Source organism: Allorhizobium ampelinum S4 (assembly GCF_000016285.1).
Lineage (GTDB): Bacteria > Pseudomonadota > Alphaproteobacteria > Rhizobiales > Rhizobiaceae > Allorhizobium > Allorhizobium ampelinum.
Window position 1 is genome coordinate 1,838,000 of record NC_011989.1, and the last position, 21,271, is coordinate 1,859,270.

Consider the following 21,271-nt stretch of genomic DNA (forward strand, 5'->3'; position numbering starts at 1 on the left):
TCGGGGTTTTGTTCATATTCAGATATTCAATCGCTGTCAGCTAAACCGGCCTGCTGCATGTGCGAGCATGGTATAAACCTTGCCAGTATCGGACGTCAGGTAGGACTGGGTGATCGACTTGTCCCGGTCGGTGCGCGCCACGTCGGACAGCAGCTTTTCGAAATCGGCGATATAACGGTCGACGGCGGTGCGGAATTCCGGTTCGCGGTCGTATTTACGCTTGATTTCATCAAAGGTCTGCTGGCCCTTCAGCGTGTAGAGGCGACGGGTAAAGACGTCACGCTCGCCGCGCTGGTAGCGACGCCATAGATCGACCGAGGCATCGTGATCGATGGCCCGTGCAATATCGACCGAAAGCGAATTCAGTGATTCCACCATATGGCGGGGGTTGCGGCTGTCATTGCTGCGCGGTGCTTCCGCTGCCGGGCGTGCAGCACGGGCAGGCGAAGTGATCGTCTGCTCCTCACGTGATGCTCCTCGCAAGAGGTCGCTGATCCAGCCGCCGGAGACTTCGCCCGCAGCCGGTGCTGGCTGTTCGCTTTGCAGGCTCCCACGCAGGCCAAGCGGGTTGGCGGCAGGGCGTGGGGTTTGCTGAGGGGCTGGCGCTGCCGAAATTGCCGGACGGGCAGGGACAGGAGCTGGCGCGGGCTGTGAGGCTGGAGCCTGGGCCTGAACCGTCGGCGCTGGGCGAGCCGGTTGTGGCTGAACAGCAGCAGTGGCGGCGGCACGAGGCGTTGGCGTGGAAATTTCAAGCTGCTGGGCGCTGCGGCCAACCAGCTGGGAAATGTCCTGCAACGCCTTGATCTGCTCGGCAACGGCACGACGCATAGCACCGGCGCTTTCCTTGGCTTCTTCCGGCAGGTCGAAGGCACCACGCTTCAGTTCTGTCCGGGTCAGGTCAAGTTCCTGGCGGATTTCCTGGGCCGAGCGGCGGATCTCGTCGGTGGCGCCAGAGAAGCGGCCAAGAGCATCCTCGACAGCCGAACGCACTGCTTCGCGCATCTGGTTGGCCGTGCCATCCGATTTCTGACCGGCCTCAGTCAGGATGCGGTCCACATCGGCAAGCGACGATGACAGGCCACCGCGCAGGCGGTTTGCCAGCTCGCTGGAGCGCTTTTCCGCGTCACCCAAGGTGCGTTCGATGGCACGGGTGGCATCTTCACCAGCCGAGAGAAGTGAATCGCGCATGGAGCCAGCGGCGGACTTGGCCTTCTGTTCGGTCTCTCCGAGGATCTGGCCGATATCCGCAAAGGATGTCTCAATCCCCTGACGCAGGTTTCCGGCTACCTGGCTGGAGCGCTGCTCAGCCTGGCTGAAGGCGCCATCGACCATGCCGGCCAGCGACTTCATGGTATTCTCGATCTCTTCCGACCGCTTGACGATGCCGATGGAGAGGTCGCGCAGAGCCTGCTGACGCTCCTCGAGCGTGCCTGCAAGGTTGGACTGCGCCGCGCCGAGCAATTCGGATGCCTGGCCAAGCACTTTCGCATGATCGCCGAACCGGCCGACAATGCCCGTCACCTGAGACAGAGCCTGGTTGGAGACATTCGACAACCGTTCCAGATTGCTTTCCAGCAACCGGCCAGACGTCGCCAAGACATCGGCGGCCTTGTGGGTGGTCGCGGCCAGGCGGTCGGTCGTTGCGCCAAACTGGCGGTCAGCATTGGCCATGGACTGGGCTGCCTGTTCGACGACGGCGTGCAGCGTCTGGTTGGTTTCGCTGATGCGGTCAATCATCTCGCCAGCGCTGGATGTCAGGCTGTTTTCCGCAGCATTCATCTGGCGGGCGGCTTCGGCGGCACGGGCTGCCAGAGCATCGGCCAGCTTGGCATTTTCCTGGCGCAAGCTATGGGCACTCTGGTCGGCGGCCTGGGCGATCCGTTCGACGGCATCGCGGCCAACCTGGGCGTATTGCTCGACGGTCGGCTTGGCTTTTTCCTCGATAAGGCGAGCCAATTCCGACGTGCGGCCTGAGAGCATCGAATTCAGCTCGCGGGTGCGCTCGTCCAACGTGGTGCGGATGGCATTGCCACGGGCGTCCAGCGCCTTGTCGACGCTGTCGAGGGCCTCGGTCATGTCGCCAGTCGTTGCCGACAGTGCAGCGCGGATCGCCGTGGCACGTTCTTCCAGGGCCTTTTCGGCGTCGGTCAACGTGCCAGCGATGGCTCCCGCCTTGGCAGTGATGGTGGCCTCGGCTGCCGAAACCTTGCTGACGATGGCATCGCCAGCATCCGAGAAGCTCTGTGCAATCTGAGCGCCCTGACCGGCAAGCCGGTTCTGGGTGTCGGAGATCCGGCGTGTCAGGTCTTCCGCCTGTTCGCGAACCGAACGGGTGAATTCCTCATTGCGGGCATTCATGGTCTCGGAGAATTCCTGGCCGGTCCGGCCCAGCAATTCGGCGGATTTCTGCGCCTCGCTGTCGATCTCACGGGTGGCACCGATAACGGCTTCGCGCAACGATGAGGCGAGACCTGCGGCCTTGCCCTCGATGGTGTTGTTCACATTCTGCAAGCCGATATTCAGCGCGCGGTCCATGGTCGACAGGCGCTCATCGATAACAGACGTGCGGCTATCAAATGTGTCGGCAACACGCTGCGTGGCATCGCCGAGTGTCTGCTCGATACGCTGGGTTGCATCCGTGGTGACGCGCTCCAGATCGGAGACTTTTTCGGAGAGTTTGGCGGCAACATTGTCACCGGCATTGCTGACCTTGAGGTCGACGCCTTCGAGGCTGCCCTGAATACGCTGTTCGAGACTGCCGAGGCTGGTCTCGATCCGGGCGCCGGTTTCGGACAACCGGTTGGCGACGCCGTCCAGCGAGCCTTCGACCCGTGTGGAGAACTCTTCTGCCGTGCGGCTGATTTCGCGGGCAGCCTGACCGAATTCTCCGGCGATGGCACCAGCCGAACCGCGCAGCCTGTCCTGAAGATCACGGCTTGAAGCGTCGATGGTGGAGCGCAGATTGTCCTGCTGCTCTTCCAGCGACATTTCCAGCATGCCGGCGCTGGCGGCGATCGAGGCGCCGATGGCCATGCCCTGTTCGTTGAGGGTTTCTTCCAATCCGCTCCGGGCATTCTGCAAGGCATTGGTGATAGCATTGCCACGCTCGTCCAGCGTCTGGCGCAGGCGATTGTGATTGTCTTCAAAGGTGGTTTCCAGCCGCGAAACACTGCCGGTAATGTCACTCTCGATCCGCGAGACGCCAGACCCCAAGACTTGCTCAACCCGGTCGGTCGAGCGGCCAAAGACCTGCTCGACGCGGTCTGTGGATTGGCCAAGCGTTTCCGTCAAACGGCTGGAATGGGCTTCCAGTGACTGCTCAAGACGGCCCTGGTTTTCTTCATAGGCGGCCCTGATATCATCAGCCTTGTTGCCGAAGGCGAGCGCCATCCGCAGATCGGCTTCCGTGGCGGTATCCATGACCTGATTGATACGGCTGTCGAGCATTTCGGCCAGACGACCGTGATTTGCCTCATAGGCTTCACGGATCTGGTCGGCCTTGGATCCAAGTGCCTGCTGGACACGGCTATCGGCAAAACCGACGGTTTCGATCAACTGGCCAAGTTTGGCGTCAATGGTTCCAGCCAGTCTCGCTTCGCTATCTTCATAGACAGAGCGGATCGAATCGACCTTGCTGCCCAGTGCAAACTCGATGCGCATATCGGCTTCTGCCGCCACATCGCTGAGTTGGTCGACCTTACTGTCAAGGGTCTGTGTAAGGCGGGCCTGGCCCTCTTCGTAGACGGCGCGGAGCTGGTCAGCCTTGGAGCCGAAGGCTTGCTCGATACGGCTATCGGCAGTTCCGAGTGTCTCGGTCAGAGCGCCGAGCTTGGCATCGATTGTGCCGGAAAGGCGCGTTTCGCTCTCCTCGTAGACGGCGCGGATCGTGTCCATGCGATTGCCGAGCGCCAGCTCAATGCGCATGTCGGCATCAGAGGCAGCGTCGCTGATTTGCTCGATCTTGCTGTCGAGCGTGCGGGCAAGGCGCGCTTCGCTTTGCTCATAGGCCGAGAGAACCTGATCGGCCTTGGTGCCGAACGCCTGTTCGATGCGAACGTCTGCATTGCCAAGCGTCTCGGTCAGGGCACCAAGCTTGGCATCAATGGTGTTTGAAAGGCGGCTTTCACTCTCCTCGTAGACGGCGCGGATCGTGTCCATACGGTTGCCGAGCGCCAGTTCAATGCGCATGTCGGCATCAGAGGCAGCGTCGCTGATCTGGTCAATCTTGCTGTCGAGTGTGCGGGCAAGGCGCGCTTCGCTTTGCTCATAGGCGGAGAGAACCTGATCGGCCTTGGTGCCAAACGCCTGTTCAATGCGGTTATCGGCATTCCCGAGTGTCTCGGTCAGAGCGCCAAGCTTTGCATCGATTGTGCTGGCCAAACGGCTTTCGCTGTCTTCATAGACGGCGCGGATCGTGTCCATGCGGTTGCCGAGCGCAAGTTCGATGCGCATATCGGCCTCGGTCGCTGCATCGGTGATCTGGTCAACCTTGCCGTCGAGCGTACGGGTAAGGCGCGCTTCGCTTTCTTCATAGGCCGCACGGATCGCATCTGCCTTGTTGCCGAAAGCAGCCTCGACACGGCTATCGACGGCCAAGGCCGTCTGTTCGAGTTGCTCGACCTTGGCATCGAGAACCGATGTCAACCGCTCATGGTTTGTTTCATAGGCGGCGCGGATCGCATCGGCCTTGTCGCTGAGGGCGGCCTCAATACGGGCGTCGGCACCATCGGCGGCCTCAATGATCGTCTGTGCCTTGCGGTCCAGCGTGTTAGCAAGACGGGTTTCGGAGGAGGTGACAGCTTCGACAATGCCGGAAGAGGCATTTTGCAGTAGGTCGGAAATGCGATCATGGCTGCCGGTGAGCTGGTTGATCACCGCTTCCGAGCGGCTGCCCAGCGTTTCGTCAAAACGGGTCTGGCTGGTGTTGAGGGCTTCGGTCAAGGCTGTGCCACGTTCGGCCATGATCTGGTCGATGCGGCTCTGGGCGTTGGAAATCGTTTCGTCCAGTTCGCGGCGGCGCCGCTCCAGGGCGTCCGCCAGTTCCCGCGAATGGCTGGAAAGGGCTTCGGTCAACGCTTCCTGGTTGCCGCCAAGGGTTGCGGCCAGCGCGAAAGACTGGTCGGTCATCGTATTGCCGAGGCGGTCGATCGAGGTGGTCAGGATGCCATCAATCGTTTCCGAGCCACCCGCCATGGTTTCGTTGATGCGCAGCAGGCTTTCGTTCAGCTTGCTGTCGAGCGTGCCGGCGCGCTGATCGAAAGCAGTGGCGAATTCGGTCATCCTGTCGTCGAACGTGGCGTTGATCTGGCCAATCGTCGCCTGCATCCGGTCTTCAAACAGGCCGGAGCGGATGTCGATATCAACAAGCGCGTCTTCGGCATTGGTTTGCAGGCTCTGGCGGAAGGAAACCGATTTCTCTTCGAGAGAGGTGTTGAGGCGTGTCAGCGCGCTATCCAGGCTGCCGCTGATCGATGCTTCGCCCTGGGTGAAGCTCTGGGCGATTTCACGGGTGCGGGCGACCAGCGTTTCGTTCAACTGGCGAGCGCGATCGTTCAGTGCCGCATTGAGCTTTTCTGTGTTGGCGTCAAGCGTCGAGGCGCGGGTTTCAAACTGGCGCAGGATTTCTTCGCCATGGGTCGACATGGAGCCGGTGAGGGCCTGCAAACGGTTATCAAATTCGCTCGACAGCGAGAATCCGGCGGCACCCAGAGTCTGGACCATTTCGTCGGTCTTGGCGGTCAGCAGCGATCCGAGCGTTGTGGCGGCGGTGTTGGATTTCTCCATGATCGTTGCGGCACGCATGTCGATCATCGAGGCAAAAGCCTCGCCTGATGTCGCCAGTCGGATGCCTATTTCCTCTGTCGCCAGCGACAGATCTTCCTTCAACTGGTCATGAGCACCCACGATGGAGGAGCGGATGCGGTCGGCGTGGTTGACGATGGCGTCACGTTCCGCCGACAATTCCTGAACCAGGCTGCGAACCCGAAGCTCGTTATCGGTATAGCTGCGCTCCAGCGCCGTCACCTCGGAATGAACCAGGGTTTCCAGCTCGGTGGCGCGGGCGATGGTGCGCTCAATGCCCTCGTTCATCGCCGAGACTTCGCGGCGCACGGCCTGGCCGACCGACATGATACGCTCGGAGGCGACGGTTTCCGGCTCGGACAGCCGCAAGGCGACTTCTGCCATGGAGCGGGCGGCATTGCGCATGTCCTGCGCCCGCGACATCATGATGGCGAAGGAAAAGAACACGAAGATTGGCAGGACAGTGCCAACGAGAATAGCGATAATGCCCGGATTGGCGAAAATGGCGGCAGCGCCGCCGCTCCAGATCTGGGAGCCATAGAGCAATTGCGACAGAGCCAGGCCACCGGCGCCCCAGAGAATCGAAACGATGGTGGCATTGCGCAACGCGCCGCCCATCGATCCGGCATCAAGCGATTTCAACACGGCGGATGAGCTGCGGCGGGACGCATCGTTGGCAGGGGCAAGGGAAGGGGACTTAGGCGCAGGATCGGCGGTCGTAGCGGAAGCAGGCTTTGGAGCCTTGGCAGCTTTTGCCTGGGCCGCGGCCCGCAGCCGCTCTTTTTCATTGGCTGTCGTATCCGCTTGCGGCGCGGAGGTCCGTGGTGCAGGCCTGGTCTGTCTCGGTGTGTCGGACACTTTTGCCTCCGCCGCTACAGGCGCGGGGCCACGCACTGGCGTATCGTCTTCTTCCTCGAAGTCGATCCTCAGGGCTGCCTCGAGGGCCTGGAAAGCGCTATCGTCAATCGACTCGCTTGTCTTTTTGGTCGCCATAGGTACGCCTCGCTTACGCCTACTCAGGCCGCATTGCCCGACCGGATTGCTTATAAGGCCCGGCAAACGCGGCTAACACCTTAATCATCCAGTCCCCGCACCCATTTGGCCGGTTTTCCCGGCCATCCGGACTGAATTTCGGCAGATCTCTCCAGATTTGCGCTCAATTCCCTGACCTGCAATGGTCATCCATAGCACTACAGGGTTTAGCAGCAAAGCCTAAGACCCAATCTGCCTTTCTACCCGTTCCGTAGTGACACATTCCAGATACTGTTACAATTAACGGCACGGCTTATCCCAAAGAGATATCAGGCTTATTAACACAATTTAAAGGATCTCAGGCCGCGAAAACACATAATCTGACGGCCTTTAACGGAAATTAACCATAAGGATAAATATCCGCAGCCGTCTGGCCCGAATTTAACCCCAATCCCACGATTGACAACCATCCTGAATATGAGAACCGTATCATAACAAAAAGGATCTTAAGGGTCATGGCTGCCGTCAATATCGCTTTCGAAGCTCCAGAAGTACAATCCGGACTGAGCCCGTCCAAGGCACGACCGATCGATCTGGTCCATCTTGCCACGCAGACCATGGGCGATAAGGCCTTGGAAATCGAGGTTTTGCAGATGTTTGCAAAGCAGGCGCGCAGCTGTCTGCAGGGTCTTGCCAACGCTTCGGCTGATCCGGTTGCCATCGCCCACCGCCTGAAGGGTGCGGCCAGCGCCGTCGGTGCCTTCAAGGTGGCAGAAGCTGCTGCCGAAGTCGAAGGCAAAGGCCCCGATGCAGCCCGGATTGCGGCGATTACCGCAACTGTGGTTGAAGCCGAGCATTTCATTCTGAAGCTTTGCCGTATCTGAACGGTTGTGACGTATCCGCGCCAGTCGAGGCTTGCAGGTTGCTATGCCCCGGTTGACTGGTCTGCGGATTTGTCAGAAGACTGCGCGCCTGACGGCTGCGCCGGCCGCTGATATCAGCGGCCTTGTTCATCCGGTCAGAGTGTCGTCTTTGTCTTCATCGCCGTGACGTGCTGACTGTTGCGCACGGCGTGCTCTTCAAGCCCCGGATAGATCCCATGACCCAGTTGACCATTGTCGCCTTTGATGGCACCCGCTTTGACCTTGATGCCGCCGATGGCTCGACCGTGATGGAAAATGCCGTTCGCAATTCTGTTCCCGGTATTGATGCCGAATGCGGCGGCGCCTGCGCCTGCGCCACCTGTCATGTCTATGTGGATGAGGCCTGGGTGGAAAAGACCGGCGGTCCGGCGCCGATGGAAGAGGATATGCTGGATTTCGCCACTGATGTGCGGCCCAATTCCAGGCTTTCCTGTCAGATCAAGATCGCCCCGGCGCTGGCCGGTCTTGTGGTGCATGTGCCGGAGCGCCAAGGCTAATCCACTCATCCAGTTTTCCCCTGTGAGAAACGCGTGACTTCTCACAGGAATACATGGAGGATTTCTGCGCTATCAGTCGTGATGGGCTTTCGTTTTCGTATAGCGATATTTCAACAGCCTCATGATCCGGTCGTTGAAATTAACCGCTTCGATGCGGTCAAACCGCAACTGGTCGGCGTCGTGTTCCTGCGTGACCTGATCGGTCAGCACTGAGACCGCTTCCTGAAGCTCTTCGCAAGAGGTGGCGCTGGGCAGAGCCTTTAACTTTTGATCGAGGTCGCGGGCGTGCTGCACGGCGATTTCGGCATGGCGGGATTCGTGGCGATTAATATCGGCCGATAGCGTATCCCAGATCAATCCCAGTTGCGGATTGGCCGATCCGCGGTTTTTCCAGCGTGGCACAATCACCTTGATCGATACCGTCACCTTGATGTTGCCAATGGCACATCTGCCCCGATGACGAACATAGTCCATGGTGCCGCCAAAACGGATGCGGGTCGCGCCCGGGTGGCGGGTTCCGGTGCTGACTGTGTGCGGGCCTTTGCGCTCCAGTTCGTGGTCGAGATCAGTCGCTGTCCGCCCGCCAATCGGGAAATAGACGGTTGATTTGCGGACAATGGTTTCCGCCTGCGCCATGCCTGCCGTGCCGATGACAACGAGTACCACGCCGGAGACGATCATGCGGGAGACGAGCGCGGCACAAACCAGAGTGCCTTTTCTTTTGGCCATTGAACGTATCCACGACATTGAACTTGGTCCCGGTTTGGGGCATACAGCGCCGACATCGACCTGATGTGCCAGCCATTCTGAACAACCCTTGTTTTTCAAGGTGATCTTCACTGCGAATTTCAGCCGTTTCAAGGAAAGGCCGCATAAATCCCCGAACCCGACCGGATTTAAGGAAATATGCAGCTGGCATAAAGTGTTACGGCCAGTCTTGTTGCCTTGTATATGGCGTCCTGCGCCGTCTCGGCAACGGTCTTTTCTGCAAGTCATGAGGAAACCGCGTGAAGATCTCAACTCAGCAATGGCGCCTGGCCCATGGCCGCAGCTTTACGCTCGGGTCTCAGGCCCGCCTGATGGCGATCGTCAACGTCACCCCGGATTCGTTTTCGGACGGCGGCGCCCATTCCAGCCGTGACGAGGCCCTGCGCTTTGCGCTGCAATGTCTCGAGGATGGCGCCGATATCCTCGATATCGGTGGCGAATCGACGAGGCCGGGGGCGGATGCCGTCTCTGCCGCCCAGGAGCAGGACCGCATCCTGCCGGTCATCGAAACCCTGGCGCGCGACACTGATGCGCTGATCTCGGTGGATACCTATCGGGCAGAGACGGCGCGGCTGGCGCTGGCCGCCGGTGCCCATATCATCAACGATGTGCATGGCTTGCAGCGCGAGCCGGAGATTGCCGATGTGGCTGCCGCAGCCGGGGCAGGGCTCTGCATCATGCATACCGGTCGGGGCCGCGACGTGCTGGCCGATCCGATTGCCGATCAGCGGCTGTTTTTCGAACGCTCGCTTGCTATCGCCCGTAATGCAGCTGTAGCAGCAGAGACGATTGTTCTCGATCCCGGCTTCGGCTTTGCCAAGGAAACCGTGGAGACCAATATCGGTCTGATGGCGCGTTGCAATGAATTGCTCGATCTGGGCTATCCGCTGTTGGTTGGGACGTCGCGCAAGCGTTTCCTCGGCACATTGACCGGGCGCGACGCCGCGGGGCGTGATGCGGCAACGGCGGCAAGCTCGGTTCTGCTAAGACTACAGGGGGCTGCCATATTCAGAGTACATGATGTAAGGACAAATCGCGATGCCCTGGCAGTGGCGGATGCAATGCTAACCATGGCCCCCGATGACGGGCCCGCCGCGCAGGAGCGGCTGCGGGAAGGACGGATCGATGGCTGACACCTATACAATCACCCTGAAGAATTGCGGGTTTTTCGCCCGTCACGGCCTGCATGAGCAGGAGAAATTTCTGGGGCAGCGGTTTTTCATCGATGCCGAACTGGAGCTGCGGTTTTCCTCGGCGCTGGAAACCGATGAATTGGCCGGAACGGTGGATTATGGCGTGGCCTTCAACCTCATTGAAGAGATCGTCACCGGCAAGCGGCGCTATCTGATCGAGGCTTTGGCGCTGGATATCGCTAAATCGCTATGTGAGAGGTTCGAACAGATTCTGCGGGCGAAAATCACTGTGCGCAAGCCGAGCGCGCCGATTACCGGCATGCTCGATTATGTCGAGGTTTCCGTTGACCATCATCGATAAGCGCGCCCCGGTGATCGCAGCGCTCGGGCTGGGTGGCAATATCGGCGATCCCGCGCATGCCATGGCAGCAGCATTGAAAGCCCTGGATGAGCGCCCGGATTGCACGGTGTTGGCGGTCTCGCGCCTTTATAGCACGCCGCCCTGGGGAAAGCTGGATCAGGCGGATTTCTTCAATAGCTGCGCGCTGGTCAGCACCACATTGCCGCCCTCCGCGCTGCTTTCTGTTTGTCTGGAGCTTGAGCGGGTGATGAAACGCGAGCGTCGGGAGCGCTGGGGCCCGCGCACGCTCGATATCGATATTCTGCTCTATGGTGACCAAAATATCGAGGAGGATCACCTGTCGATCCCGCATCCGCGCATGGTGCAGCGAGCTTTCGTTCTTCAGCCACTCTGCGATATCGGCAGCGACCTTGTGGTAGAGGGCCGATCGGTGGCCGATTGGCTGGGGCAGTCGGACGCCCATGATATCGTCGTCGCCGATACCGATCCGCTTTGGTGGAAGAGGGGCTAATACCTGGAGTCTGTCAGGCCCACACTGAACCAGGCAAACTCCAGATTCTTTTGTTTTCGTTTGTTTTTTTAGGAAAACCGGGTTCCACTTTTCCCTGACAAACTCTGGAGGCGATCGAAGATCGCGCTTGGTATTCCTTCATAGGAAAAGGTCGACAAAGCTTCCGACTTTGCCGACCTCTTTATAGAGCCTACTCACTTATAGAAAAGCCGCTCCTACTGCATCATTCCTTAACTGCATCATTCCTTAAATGGGAGGAGAAAATTATGCAGTAGATTTAAAGTGTTACAGCGTCCTTTGTGCGTTTTAACGCACGGCGCTGTCGCGGTTCAAACCTCCACTTTCGGTGCAGGCCTTGAATTTATGGCCGCTGCGGCTTGCAGGGAGCCTTAGAACCCACACCGCAGGTCGTCATCGGATCGACCGACTTGCTGCGATGCTGTTTTGCCGCTTTTTGAGGAGGCAGCTTGTTTTGATGCGTGCGCTCGTGAATGGCGGCTTTCTTCTGTGCTGGTTTGCCAGGCTTCGATTGGCAATCGCTCATGCCGCCCTTGACGCAACGGTCGCTGTTCGGTGCCTGAGCAAAGCCCTGGTGGGCTGAGAGGATCAGGGCAGAGGCAAGGGCAAGGCTGGTGAGAAAACGGGTCAATGGATCTTCCTATTCTGTCGCTTACACATAGAGACGCCGGCAGGCGGGCCGTCGATGATACGAAGCGCTTAATATAGCATAATTGTTAGGTATAACAGCTTCTTTTTGACCTACTGGCCGAAGGAGCGACCCCACCTTCAAGGAGGAACAGTTCAAAAACAACCCAAAATAGCATATTTTGGCGGTAACATTGTCCTTATGAAGCATCGGCCCTGCCGCCCGACGTAAGCGGGCGGCAGGGTCGAAAATCTATGTCCTGCCGTTATTCGGCAGCCTCCGCATACTCGCTCATCGGGGGGCAGGTGCAGACCAGATTGCGGTCGCCGTAGACATTGTCCACACGGTTGACGGAAGACCAGTATTTGTCCACGCGGAACGCGCCCGGTGGGTAGCAGGCCTGATCGCGGCTGTAGGGACGGTCCCATTCGCCCACCAGATCTTCCACCGTGTGTGGTGCGTTTTTCAGCGGGTTGTTGGTCTTGTCCATCCGGCCGTCTTCGATGGCGCGGGCTTCTTCGCGGATGGCCAGCATGGCGGTGCAGAAGCGGTCCAGTTCGGCTTTGGTTTCCGATTCTGTTGGCTCAATCATCAGCGTGCCAGCCACCGGCCAGCTCATGGTGGGGGCGTGGAAGCCGCAGTCGATCAGGCGTTTGGCAACGTCATCCACGGTTACGCCCGCGCTGTCGGCCAGCGGGCGGGTGTCGATGATGCACTCGTGCGCCACCCGGCCAGATGCCGAGGTGTAGAGCACATCATAGGCCCCGGTGAGGCGGGCAGCGATGTAATTGGCGTTGAGGATGGCGACCTTGGTGGCTTGCGTGAGGCCCTCGCCACCCATCATCAGGCAGTAGGACCAGCTGATGGGAAGGATGGAGGGTGAGCCGTAAGGGGCGGCTGACACAGCACCGGGGCGACCATCGGTTTCCACATGGCCGGGCAGGTATGGGGTGAGATGTGCTTTGACGCCAATTGGCCCCATGCCCGGACCACCACCGCCGTGCGGAATGCAGAAGGTTTTGTGCAGGTTAAGGTGGGAAACGTCAGAGCCAATATCACCGGGGCGGGCAATGCCGACCATGGCGTTCATATTGGCACCATCGAGATAGACCTGTCCGCCATGGGCGTGGGTGATCTCGCAGATTTCCCGCACGGTTTCTTCAAACACGCCGTGGGTGGAGGGGTAGGTGATCATACAGCAAGACAGGTTTGTGGAGTGCTGTTCTGCCTTAGTGCGGAAATCAGCCAGATCCACATCGCCATTGTCCAGCGCCTTGACTGGCACCACCAACATGCCAGCCATCTGGGCAGATGCCGGGTTGGTGCCGTGCGCCGAGGTTGGAATAAGGCAGACGGTGCGGTGCGTATCACCCTTGGCAAGGTGATAGTTGCGGATGGTCAAAAGACCCGCATATTCGCCTTGCGCGCCAGAGTTTGGCTGCATCGAAATTGCATCATAGCCTGTGACCGCGCAGAGCTTTTCCGAGAGATCGTCGATCATTTCCTGATAGCCCAAGGCCTGATCGGCTGGGGCGAAGGGGTGGATGTCGGAAAATTCCGGCCAGGTGATCGGCAGCATTTCAGCTGTGGCGTTCAGCTTCATGGTGCAGGAGCCAAGCGGAATCATCGCCCGATCCAGCGCCAGATCCCGATCCGACAGGCGGCGGATGTAGCGGGTCATTTCGCTTTCCGCCCGGTTCATGTGGAAGATCGGGTGGGTCAGGTATTGGCTGGTGCGCAGCAGGCTGGTTGGCAGGCGATAATCCGGGGTGAAATCACCCACTGCAAAATTGCCGCCAAAGGCACGCCAAACGGCTTCCAGCGTGGCAGGGCGGGTGCGCTCATCCAGCGAGATGCCGATTTTTGTGGTGCCGACTTTGCGCAAGTTGACGCCTTCAGCCACGGCTGCCCGCAGGATCAGGCCCTGCATATGGCCGACTTCCAGCGTGATGGTGTCAAAGAAGGTTTCCGGCTCAATGGTAAAGCCGAGCTTTTCCAAGCCCTTGGCCAGCAGCACGGTTTTTTGATGCACCTGCTGGGCAATGGCCTTCAAGCCTTGCGGACCGTGGAACACCGCATACATCGAGGCCATCACCGCCAGCAGCACTTGGGCTGTGCAGATGTTGGAGGTGGCCTTTTCGCGGCGGATATGCTGTTCGCGCGTCTGGAGCGACAGGCGATAGGCGCGGTTGCCGCGTGAATCGACGGATACGCCGACGAGACGACCCGGCATGGAACGCTTGATGGCATCCTTCACCGCCATATAGGCGGCGTGCGGACCGCCATAACCCACGGGAACACCAAAGCGCTGGCTGGAGCCAATGGCAATATCGGCACCCATTTCACCGGGGGATTTCAGCAACAGCAGCGCCAGCGGATCAGCCGCCACCGCAGCAATGGCCTGCGCATTGTGCAGGGCGTTGATCAGCGGGGTAAAATCGCTGACATGGCCGTGCGTGCCGGGATATTGAAACAGTGCGCCAAACACTTCGCCGGGGTTGAGATCGGTGAAGGGATTGCCGACCACGACCCCCCAGCCCAAAGGCTCGGCGCGGGTCTGGATCACGGCAATGGTCTGGGGATGGCAATTGGAATCGACAAAGAAGGCCTTGGCCTTGGACTTTGCCACGCGCTCCGCCATGGCCATGGCTTCCGCAGCAGCGGTTGCCTCATCCAGCAGCGAGGCGTTGGCCACGTCCAGACCTGTCAGATCGCAGATCATGGTCTGGAAGTTGAGCAGCGCTTCTAAGCGCCCTTGGGAGATTTCCGGCTGGTAAGGCGTATAGGCGGTGTACCACGCCGGGTTTTCCAGAATGTTGCGCTGGATGACGGGCGGCGTGATGGTGCCGTAATAGCCCTGACCGATCAGCGAGGTCAGAGCTTTGTTTTTGTTTGCGGTTTCGCGCAGCTTGTCCAGCGCTTCGCGCTCGCTCATCGCCTTGCCCCACACCAGCGGCGCGGATTGGCGGATTGAGGCGGGAACGGTTGCAGCAATCAACCCGTCGAGGCTGTCATAGCCCACGGTCTTCAGCATTTCGTCCATTTCAGCCGGAGAGGGGCCGATGTGGCGGCGATTGGCAAAATCGTAGGGCTGGTAATCAGTAAATTGGAATTCTGTGGGCGTGGTCATGCGATCAGCTCGTTGTAAGCGGCTTCGTTCAGGAGGCCTTCGGCATCAGCGGGGTTGGCAAGCTTGAGCTTGAAGAACCAGCCAGCGCCACGCGGATCGGAATTGACCAATGATGGATCATCAACAATCGCCTGATTGATCTCGGTCACTTCGCCATCCAGCGGACAATAAACGTCAGAGGCTGCCTTGACGCTTTCAACCGTTGCGGCCTGACCGTCTTTTGCAAACGTGGCTCCAACTTCTGGCAGCTCTACAAACACCAGATCGCCAAGCTGTTCAGCGGCGTGGGCGGTAATGCCAACCGTGGCGATATCGCCTTCAATTTGCAGCCATTCATGTTCAGAGGTGAATTTCAACATGGGTCTCTCCGGAGATTTAGCGTTTGTAGGTGGGTGTAATGAAGGGCAGGGTGGCAACAGTTACAGGCAGATATTTGCCGCGTACCTCTGCGAAAAGCTGGGTGCCAACACTGGCGTGGTCGGCGCTGACATAGGCCATGGCAACCGGACCTTCGACCGTGGGGCCAAAGCCGCCAGAGGTGACTTCGCCAACCTCAACCTTGCCCTCGGCATCCGCAAACAGTTTGGAATGGCCGCGCACAGGCGCTTTGCCTTCGGGCTTCAGGCCAACGCGGCGGCGGGAGGTGCCGTTTGCCAGCTCAGTCAGAATGCGCGAAGCACCGGGAAAACCGCCTTCGCGATCACCGCCAGCGCGGCGGGCCTTTTGAATGCCCCATTCAATCGCGCCTTCCACCGGGCTTGTGGTGGTGTCAATGTCGTTGCCATAGAGGCAAAGGCCAGCTTCTAACCTTAGTGAGTCACGGGCACCAAGGCCAATTGGCTGACAATCCGGATGATCCAGCAGCACTTTGGCAAGCGCTTCGGCCTTATCCGCAGGCACAGAGATTTCAAAGCCATCCTCACCGGAATAGCCGGAACGGGAGACGATGCAGAGCGTATCCAGAAGCGGAATTTCGCGCACATCCATGAATTTCATGCCGGAGACGCCAGCCCAAAGCTCACCGAGAACAGCCTCGGCACGGGGGCCTTGCAGGGCAAGAAGGGCGCGGTCTTCCAGAACCTCAATGGTGCAGTTCTCCGCAAGATGCGCCCGCATATGGGCAATATCGGCATCTTTACAGGCGGCATTGACCACCACAAACAAATGATCGCCACGATTGGTGATCATCAGATCATCCAGAATGCCGCCATCTTCATTGGTAAAAAAGCCATAGCGCTGACGCCCTTCTTTCAGGGCCAGAATATCCACCGGAACCAGCGTTTCCAGCGCAAGTGCTGCATCTTGCACCTTGCCGGATTTTGGCTTGAGCAGCACTTGCCCCATGTGGGACACATCAAACAAGCCGGCGTTGGCGCGGGTGTGCAAATGCTCCTTCAAAACACCAGCGGGATATTGCACTGGCATATCATAGCCAGCAAAACCCACCATGCGGGCACCAAGCGACAGGTGAAGATCATAAAGGGGGGTGCGTTTGAGGGCGAGATGGTCGTCCAAGAGGCGTCTCCACTGTCATGCGCATCGCGCATAGGCTCAAATTCAGGCACGGTTGTGCCGGTTCATGAGCCCCCTCTGTCCGTTTGCCTGAGATTGTTATCCCTTCGGCGCGGCTTGGTTTTGCAATCAAGCCTCTCTCCAGAGTGCAGTTTACGCCTTGTGGTCCGTTTGCCTGAGAGTTTCCGGGGCGGTTGCTCCTTCGGCACCGGACTGAACCGGATTCTCCCTACAAGGTGATGGCGCAATTATCCGGAGTGGGGGGCTCTTGGCAAGTGCTACCGGTCGTTCTCAGCCAAATTTTTGTCGCAGCGCAGCGCTGTTTGATCCAGGGCAAATGCACGTTCAATGACCGTGATAAAGCAATATTATTATACAGCCTGCGGAAAGGGCGCCGGGCGCGGAGATCTCTTGCTTTCCCTCGCCAATTCGCTCAGGCTCCAGATAAGTGCTTTCGGCGCAACGGAGATTGCCGCCGGAAGACTTGGGAGAGAGGAAGACAATAATGACCAAGACATTTTTAGCTTCAGCCATTGTCATCATGCTTGCCGCCAGCGGGGCTGCGTCAGAAGAAATGGATCATGCCGCTATGACGGCAAAGGGCGATATGGCCGCGCCCGCGCAGGCGATTACCGCGACACTTGGATCGCTTAAGATCAGCGATGGCTATTTGAAAGCGATGATCCCGGGCCAGCCCGTCGGCGGTGGTTTCGTGACGATCACCAATACCGGCTCCGTGGAAGATAAGCTGATTGCAATCTCATCGCCGCGTGCCATGCGGGTGGAATTGCATGAAATGGTCATGCAAGGCACGATCATGAAAATGCGAAAAATACCAGATGGTTTTGCCATTGCCCCTGGCGCCACATTGAAAATGGAACCGGGCGGTTACCATCTGATGTTCATGGGTGTGCAGATGCCCTTCAAGGCGAACCAGACTATACCGGTAACGTTAACCTTCGAGAAGGCTGGTAAGCTCGAACTGGCGATGCCCGTGGTGACGATACGCGGCAGGTAAAACGCCGCGCCAATGGACGCGGCGCCAGTTCATTTCGATAATCGTCCGTCTTTAGTCATCATTTGAGACCAGTCGGCTTGCTTTATCGGAACCTTGCATCAACCGGTTCCGGCATCGACATTTGGCCCATCTTGTTCCCCTGGCAGGGTTCCACTGCCGGGCGTTTTCTCCCGGTCGATCAAATGTTCCTTGGAATGCGGCCCGGCTGGAAGATTATCAGCCGCTTGTCCGGTGTTGCCAGACTTCGTTCCGGCAGGAATAGGTTTTTCCGTATGTTCGACAGCGTTACGGGCTTTAGCGTCCTTATGCATCGCGAACCTCCTTTATGCAGCATCATCCCTTCAACTAGATCGGTTGGGGGCATCATGCGCCAGGTCTATACGCTGCATCCTGCGAAACTTATGCGCACTCGCGCAGCAGCATGCAGCGTCGATGACAAACGCGGACTGTGTGATGTTGTTCCGGTAATGGTTTACGACAATCGGAATGCTGCGCTCTGTATGACGCTTTCAGGCTTGATTACGCTTTGAGGCCGGCATCCTCGGATTCCTGATAGGCCTGTTTGGTTTCTTCCAGGCTGGCGCGGGGTTGCTTGTTTTCACCCGCCTTCATGAAGTGCAAGCCGATGGCCGAGCTATCCCGCAGGGTTTCGATGGCCGTTCGGTTGATGCCTTGCGTCTTGGCGATTGCCTTTTTGACGCTGATCTGCCGGTTGATCTGTTCGACATAGGTTGAGCGGCCTGGCTTTTGCACCGGCTTCAACGTATCCGAAATATAGCCGGCCGTGGTGGCCGAAACCGAAAGAACTTGAACCATGGCACTCACATGATCTGTTTAGCTGTTGCCATTTCATCACGACAAATTCTATCGTGACTTAAATAAATGAATCGCATTTTAAAGACCGACCGGATTCCAGCGGTTTGTGTTGAGAAAAACATGCCGGGAAAGCTGTAAACTGCGTTGATTTTTTCTTTGCCCGTCCTGCCGGATGACGCACAAAGGGATGCAGGAAACAAGCGAGGCCCGGAAAACGATGAAGGACGTGATATATGTTGCCCTTGGCGGCGCGGTCGGATCGGTGTTGCGATATTGGGTCGGCATCGTCACAATCAGGCTGTTCGGTCCGTTTCTTCCCTGGGGTACGTTTTCGGTCAATCTCATAGGGTCTTTCTGCATCGGATTGTTTGCCGAAATGATCGCCCGCAAGTTTGATGCGTCAGCCGACCTGCGCATGCTGCTGATCACCGGTCTGCTCGGCGGCTTCACGACTTTTTCGGCCTTCATGCTGGATACGGTCAGTCTTGCGGAACGCGGCGACCTTCTGTGGCCAGCCTTTTATGTGGCGGCCAGTATCGGCTTTGGCGTTGGCGCTGTGTTTGCGGGACTTGCCGTGGGCCGCTGGCTTTTCTGATGGCCTGTCTGTTTCAGGCGTTTTTTCACAATCGCGGTTTCACACGGGCGCAGAAATGGGGTAAAGCCAGCCCACAATAGAATTGACAGGGTTTGGCGCGCGCGCGCCCAAGGGAACGAAAGACGTCCTTATGGCAGGCATAGAACATATTACCGTCGGTCCAGACGAGGCGGGCATGCGCCTCGACCGCTGGTTCAAGATCCATTATCCGGGCCTCGGCTTCGGCCCCTTGCAAAAGCTGATGCGTTCCGGCCAGGTCCGTGTCGATGGCGGCCGGGTGAAAACCGACGCCCGCGTGCAGCCCGGACAGGTCGTGCGTGTGCCGCCGATGGATGTCGATGCCAAGACGCCGAAATCCGGGCCAATTGCCTCCCATGATCTGAAGCACGCCGGCGATGGCGAATTGCTGGCGCGCATGTTGCTGCATGAGGATGAAAAAGTCTTTGTGCTGAACAAGCCTGCCGGTCTGGCCGTGCAGGGCGGCTCCGGCCTCAATCGCCATATCGACCAGATGCTCGAAGCATGGACCAGCAAGAAGGGCGAAAAGCCGCGTCTCGTGCATCGCCTCGACCGGGATACGTCGGGTGTGCTCGTGGTGGCCCGCACCCGTGGTGCCGCGCAGAAACTGACGGCAGCGTTTCGTGAGCGTGATACCAAGAAGACCTATTGGGCGCTGGTCAAGGGCGTGCCGCGCAAGCATGACGACAAGATCTCCACCTGGGTGGTCAAGGAACAGACCGAAGACGGCGACCGCATGCGCATCGCCCGCCACGGAGAAGACGGTGCCGATCACGCGGTTTCCTATTACCGTGTGCTTGAAACCGCAGCGCAAAGCCTCGCCTGGCTGGAAATGGAGCCCTATACGGGCCGTACCCATCAGCTGCGCCTCCACGCCCTGCATATCGGCCATCCGATCATCGGTGATCCAAAATATTATATCGACGATCCCAACTGGGATTTCCCAGGCGGCGTCCAGAAGCGGCTGCATCTACATGCCCGCCATATCGATATTCCCCATCCCGATGGCGGCCGCCTGCGCATCACCGCGCCTTTGCCGCCGCATATGGTGCAGACCTGGAACCTTCTGGGCCTGGACATGGAAAATGGCGGTGACTTTGCATGAAACTGGTCCTGTTCGATTGTGACGGTACCTTAATCGACAGCGCAGGCACCATTCACGAGAGCATGCGCCGTACGTTTCTTGCTTTCGGCAAGCCGGAGCCAACGCTTGCTGCGACCAAAAGCATCATGGGCCTGACGCTGGATATCGCTATCGCCCGCATCGACGGCAAGCAGCATGTCGATGACGAAGCGGTGGCCATGCGGGACCATTACAAATCGCTGTTTACCGAAGTGCGCCAGGCACCCGGCTATAGCGAACCGCTGTTTGACGGTATCCGCGCGTTGATCGAGCGGCTGGCTGCGGAAGACGAAATCCTGATCGGCGCTGTGACCGGCAAATCCCGGCGCGGCTTGAACTATGTTCTCGACGCTCACGGTTTTCAGTCCTATTTCACTGTGTCGCGTACGGCGGACGATTGTCCGTCCAAACCGCATCCGGCTATGGTGACGGAATGCTGCGACGAAACCGGGATGGATTTGAAAGATACCGTGGTGATCGGTGACGCGATCTACGATATGCAAATGGCCAGAAGCGCTGGCGTCAAGGCAATCGGCGTCAGTTGGGGCAGCGCCAGCACCGACCAATTGAAGGCCAGCGGTGCGCATCTCGTCGTAGACCGGGCCGACGAGCTTCTTGCTCATATTTTGGGGGTGACCCATCATGCGTGATATTTTCGAGGGCCTGACGCCTGAATTAAGCGATCCTGATCCGGTACGCCGGGCGCAGATCCAGATGAAAAAGCCCTTGCCGAAGCGCTTCTATAAAGACGTGACCATTGCAGCGGGGCAGGATGGTCATGCGGTGCTTCTGGATGGCAAGACGGTCAAGACACCAGCCCGAAACGCCCTCGTGCTGCCGACAGAGCCTTTGGCTGCGTTGGTTGCTGGCGAATGGCAGGGACAAGGTGAGTTCATCGATCCCGCAACGATGCCGGTTACCCGGCTGGTGAATACGGCGCTTGATGCTGTCAGCGCCAATACGCAAGAGGTACTGGACGATATTGTCCGGTTCTGCGGCAATGACATGCTCTGCTACCGGGCCGATGCGCCTCAGGAACTGGTGGAGCGCCAGAGTGCAAAATGGGACCCGGTTTTAGGCTGGCTTGCCGATACGCATGGCGCACGGGTTCTTCAGACCAGCGGCATCATCTACCAACCCCAGCCATCGGACGCAATCGAGGCATTTGAGCGGGCATTGCAGCGCTATCGCGATGGTGTGGCGCTCGCCAGCCTGCACGTGATGACGTCGCTGACAGGGTCCGCCATTCTGGCGCTGGCGCTGGCCGATGGCGCGCTGACATTGTTCGACGCCTGGGATCTCGCCCATCTGGACGAAAACTGGACGGACGAGCACTGGGGCAGCGATATGGAAGCAGAAGCACGACGCGCGGCCCGTTTCGTAGACATGCAGTCCGCCTATGATGTGCTGAGGGCTGCTCGCGCTTGAGTTCGATGCTATAGCGGT

At 58.8% G+C, this 21,271-nt stretch carries 18 protein-coding genes and 1 riboswitch; of the genes, 10 read left to right on the forward strand and 8 right to left on the reverse strand.

From position 1 onward, the window contains the following. Positions 1-36: 36 nt before the first annotated feature. Positions 37-6,795 (reverse strand): apolipoprotein A-IV repeat region-like domain-containing protein, encoded by a 6,759-nt coding sequence (locus AVI_RS08740; protein WP_015916024.1) that lies wholly within the window; start codon positions 6,793-6,795, stop codon positions 37-39. Positions 6,796-7,289: 494 nt separating this feature from the next. On the opposite strand from AVI_RS08740, the gene AVI_RS08745 reads away from it, so the two are divergent. Next, positions 7,290-7,658, forward strand: coding sequence for an Hpt domain-containing protein (locus AVI_RS08745; protein ID WP_015916025.1), 369 nt, complete (start codon positions 7,290-7,292; stop codon positions 7,656-7,658). Between the two features lie 215 nt (positions 7,659-7,873). After that, on the forward strand, positions 7,874-8,194 hold the full coding sequence (locus tag AVI_RS08750) for a 2Fe-2S iron-sulfur cluster-binding protein (protein ID WP_015916026.1): 321 nt from the start codon (positions 7,874-7,876) through the stop codon (positions 8,192-8,194). Positions 8,195-8,266: 72 nt separating this feature from the next. On the opposite strand, the gene AVI_RS08755 is transcribed toward AVI_RS08750, so the two are convergent. Continuing rightward, complete coding sequence (locus tag AVI_RS08755) at positions 8,267-8,923, reverse strand: DUF922 domain-containing Zn-dependent protease (protein ID WP_234617887.1); 657 nt, start codon at positions 8,921-8,923, stop codon at positions 8,267-8,269. 278 nt (positions 8,924-9,201) lie between these two features. On the opposite strand from AVI_RS08755, the gene folP reads away from it, so the two are divergent. From folP to folK, 3 genes are read left to right on the forward strand one after another with little or no spacing between them, the layout of a single operon-like run. After that, entirely contained in the window at positions 9,202-10,095 is an 894-nt protein-coding gene (folP, locus tag AVI_RS08760; RefSeq protein ID WP_015916028.1) for a dihydropteroate synthase, read from the forward strand. Continuing rightward, positions 10,088-10,456 carry a dihydroneopterin aldolase gene (gene folB, locus AVI_RS08765; RefSeq protein ID WP_015916029.1) on the forward strand — a complete coding sequence of 123 codons (369 nt, stop codon included), beginning with the start codon at positions 10,088-10,090 and terminating at the stop codon, positions 10,454-10,456. The genes folP and folB overlap by 8 nt, the downstream gene beginning before the upstream one ends. Continuing rightward, entirely contained in the window at positions 10,449-10,967 is a 519-nt protein-coding gene (folK, locus tag AVI_RS08770; protein ID WP_417883617.1) for a 2-amino-4-hydroxy-6-hydroxymethyldihydropteridine diphosphokinase, read from the forward strand. The genes folB and folK overlap by 8 nt, the downstream gene beginning before the upstream one ends. A 361-nt stretch (positions 10,968-11,328) precedes the next feature. On the opposite strand, the gene AVI_RS08775 is transcribed toward folK, so the two are convergent. From AVI_RS08775 to gcvT, 4 genes are all read right to left on the reverse strand, one after another. Next, positions 11,329-11,616: a hypothetical protein gene (locus AVI_RS08775; RefSeq protein ID WP_041696584.1), complete on the reverse strand. Its 288-nt coding sequence runs from the start codon at positions 11,614-11,616 to the stop codon at positions 11,329-11,331. A 262-nt stretch (positions 11,617-11,878) separates the two neighbouring features. Next, a complete protein-coding gene (gene gcvP / locus AVI_RS08780) occupies positions 11,879-14,743 on the reverse strand; it encodes an aminomethyl-transferring glycine dehydrogenase (protein ID WP_015916031.1) in 2,865 nt (954 codons plus the stop codon). Continuing rightward, positions 14,740-15,102: a glycine cleavage system protein GcvH gene (gcvH, locus tag AVI_RS08785; protein WP_015916032.1), complete on the reverse strand. Its 363-nt coding sequence runs from the start codon at positions 15,100-15,102 to the stop codon at positions 14,740-14,742. Before gcvH ends, gcvP begins: the two co-directional genes overlap by 4 nt. A 16-nt stretch (positions 15,103-15,118) precedes the next feature. Continuing rightward, positions 15,119-16,258, reverse strand: coding sequence for a glycine cleavage system aminomethyltransferase GcvT (gene gcvT / locus AVI_RS08790; RefSeq protein WP_015916033.1), 1,140 nt, complete (start codon positions 16,256-16,258; stop codon positions 15,119-15,121). 151 nt (positions 16,259-16,409) lie between these two features. After that, positions 16,410-16,496: riboswitch (glycine riboswitch) on the reverse strand. 264 nt (positions 16,497-16,760) lie between these two features. On the opposite strand from gcvT, the gene AVI_RS08795 reads away from it, so the two are divergent. After that, positions 16,761-17,273, forward strand: coding sequence for a copper chaperone PCu(A)C (locus tag AVI_RS08795; protein WP_015916034.1), 513 nt, complete (start codon positions 16,761-16,763; stop codon positions 17,271-17,273). Positions 17,274-17,371: 98 nt separating this feature from the next. On the opposite strand, the gene AVI_RS08800 is transcribed toward AVI_RS08795, so the two are convergent. Together AVI_RS08800 and AVI_RS08805 are read right to left on the reverse strand one after the other, a co-directional pair. Further along, positions 17,372-17,584, reverse strand: a complete 213-nt coding sequence (locus AVI_RS08800) for a hypothetical protein (protein WP_041696586.1) — start codon at positions 17,582-17,584, stop codon at positions 17,372-17,374. A gap of 208 nt (positions 17,585-17,792) precedes the next feature. Next, the gene (locus AVI_RS08805) at positions 17,793-18,089 is read right to left on the reverse strand and encodes a hypothetical protein (protein ID WP_041696588.1); all 297 of its coding nucleotides are present in this window, start codon (positions 18,087-18,089) and stop codon (positions 17,793-17,795) included. A 217-nt stretch (positions 18,090-18,306) separates the two neighbouring features. Here AVI_RS08805 and crcB point away from each other — a divergent pair, with 217 nt between their 5' ends. The 4 genes from crcB to AVI_RS08825 all read left to right on the forward strand — a co-directional run bounded on the left by crcB (position 18,307) and on the right by AVI_RS08825 (position 21,253). Next, positions 18,307-18,684: a fluoride efflux transporter CrcB gene (crcB, locus tag AVI_RS08810; RefSeq protein WP_015916036.1), complete on the forward strand. Its 378-nt coding sequence runs from the start codon at positions 18,307-18,309 to the stop codon at positions 18,682-18,684. Between the two features lie 130 nt (positions 18,685-18,814). Next, positions 18,815-19,807: an RluA family pseudouridine synthase gene (locus tag AVI_RS08815; RefSeq protein WP_015916037.1), complete on the forward strand. Its 993-nt coding sequence runs from the start codon at positions 18,815-18,817 to the stop codon at positions 19,805-19,807. After that, entirely contained in the window at positions 19,804-20,475 is a 672-nt protein-coding gene (locus AVI_RS08820; protein ID WP_015916038.1) for an HAD-IA family hydrolase, read from the forward strand. The genes AVI_RS08815 and AVI_RS08820 overlap by 4 nt, the downstream gene beginning before the upstream one ends. After that, on the forward strand, positions 20,468-21,253 hold the full coding sequence (locus AVI_RS08825) for an ATP12 family chaperone protein (protein WP_015916039.1): 786 nt from the start codon (positions 20,468-20,470) through the stop codon (positions 21,251-21,253). Before AVI_RS08820 ends, AVI_RS08825 begins: the two co-directional genes overlap by 8 nt. Positions 21,254-21,271 lie beyond the last annotated feature (18 nt).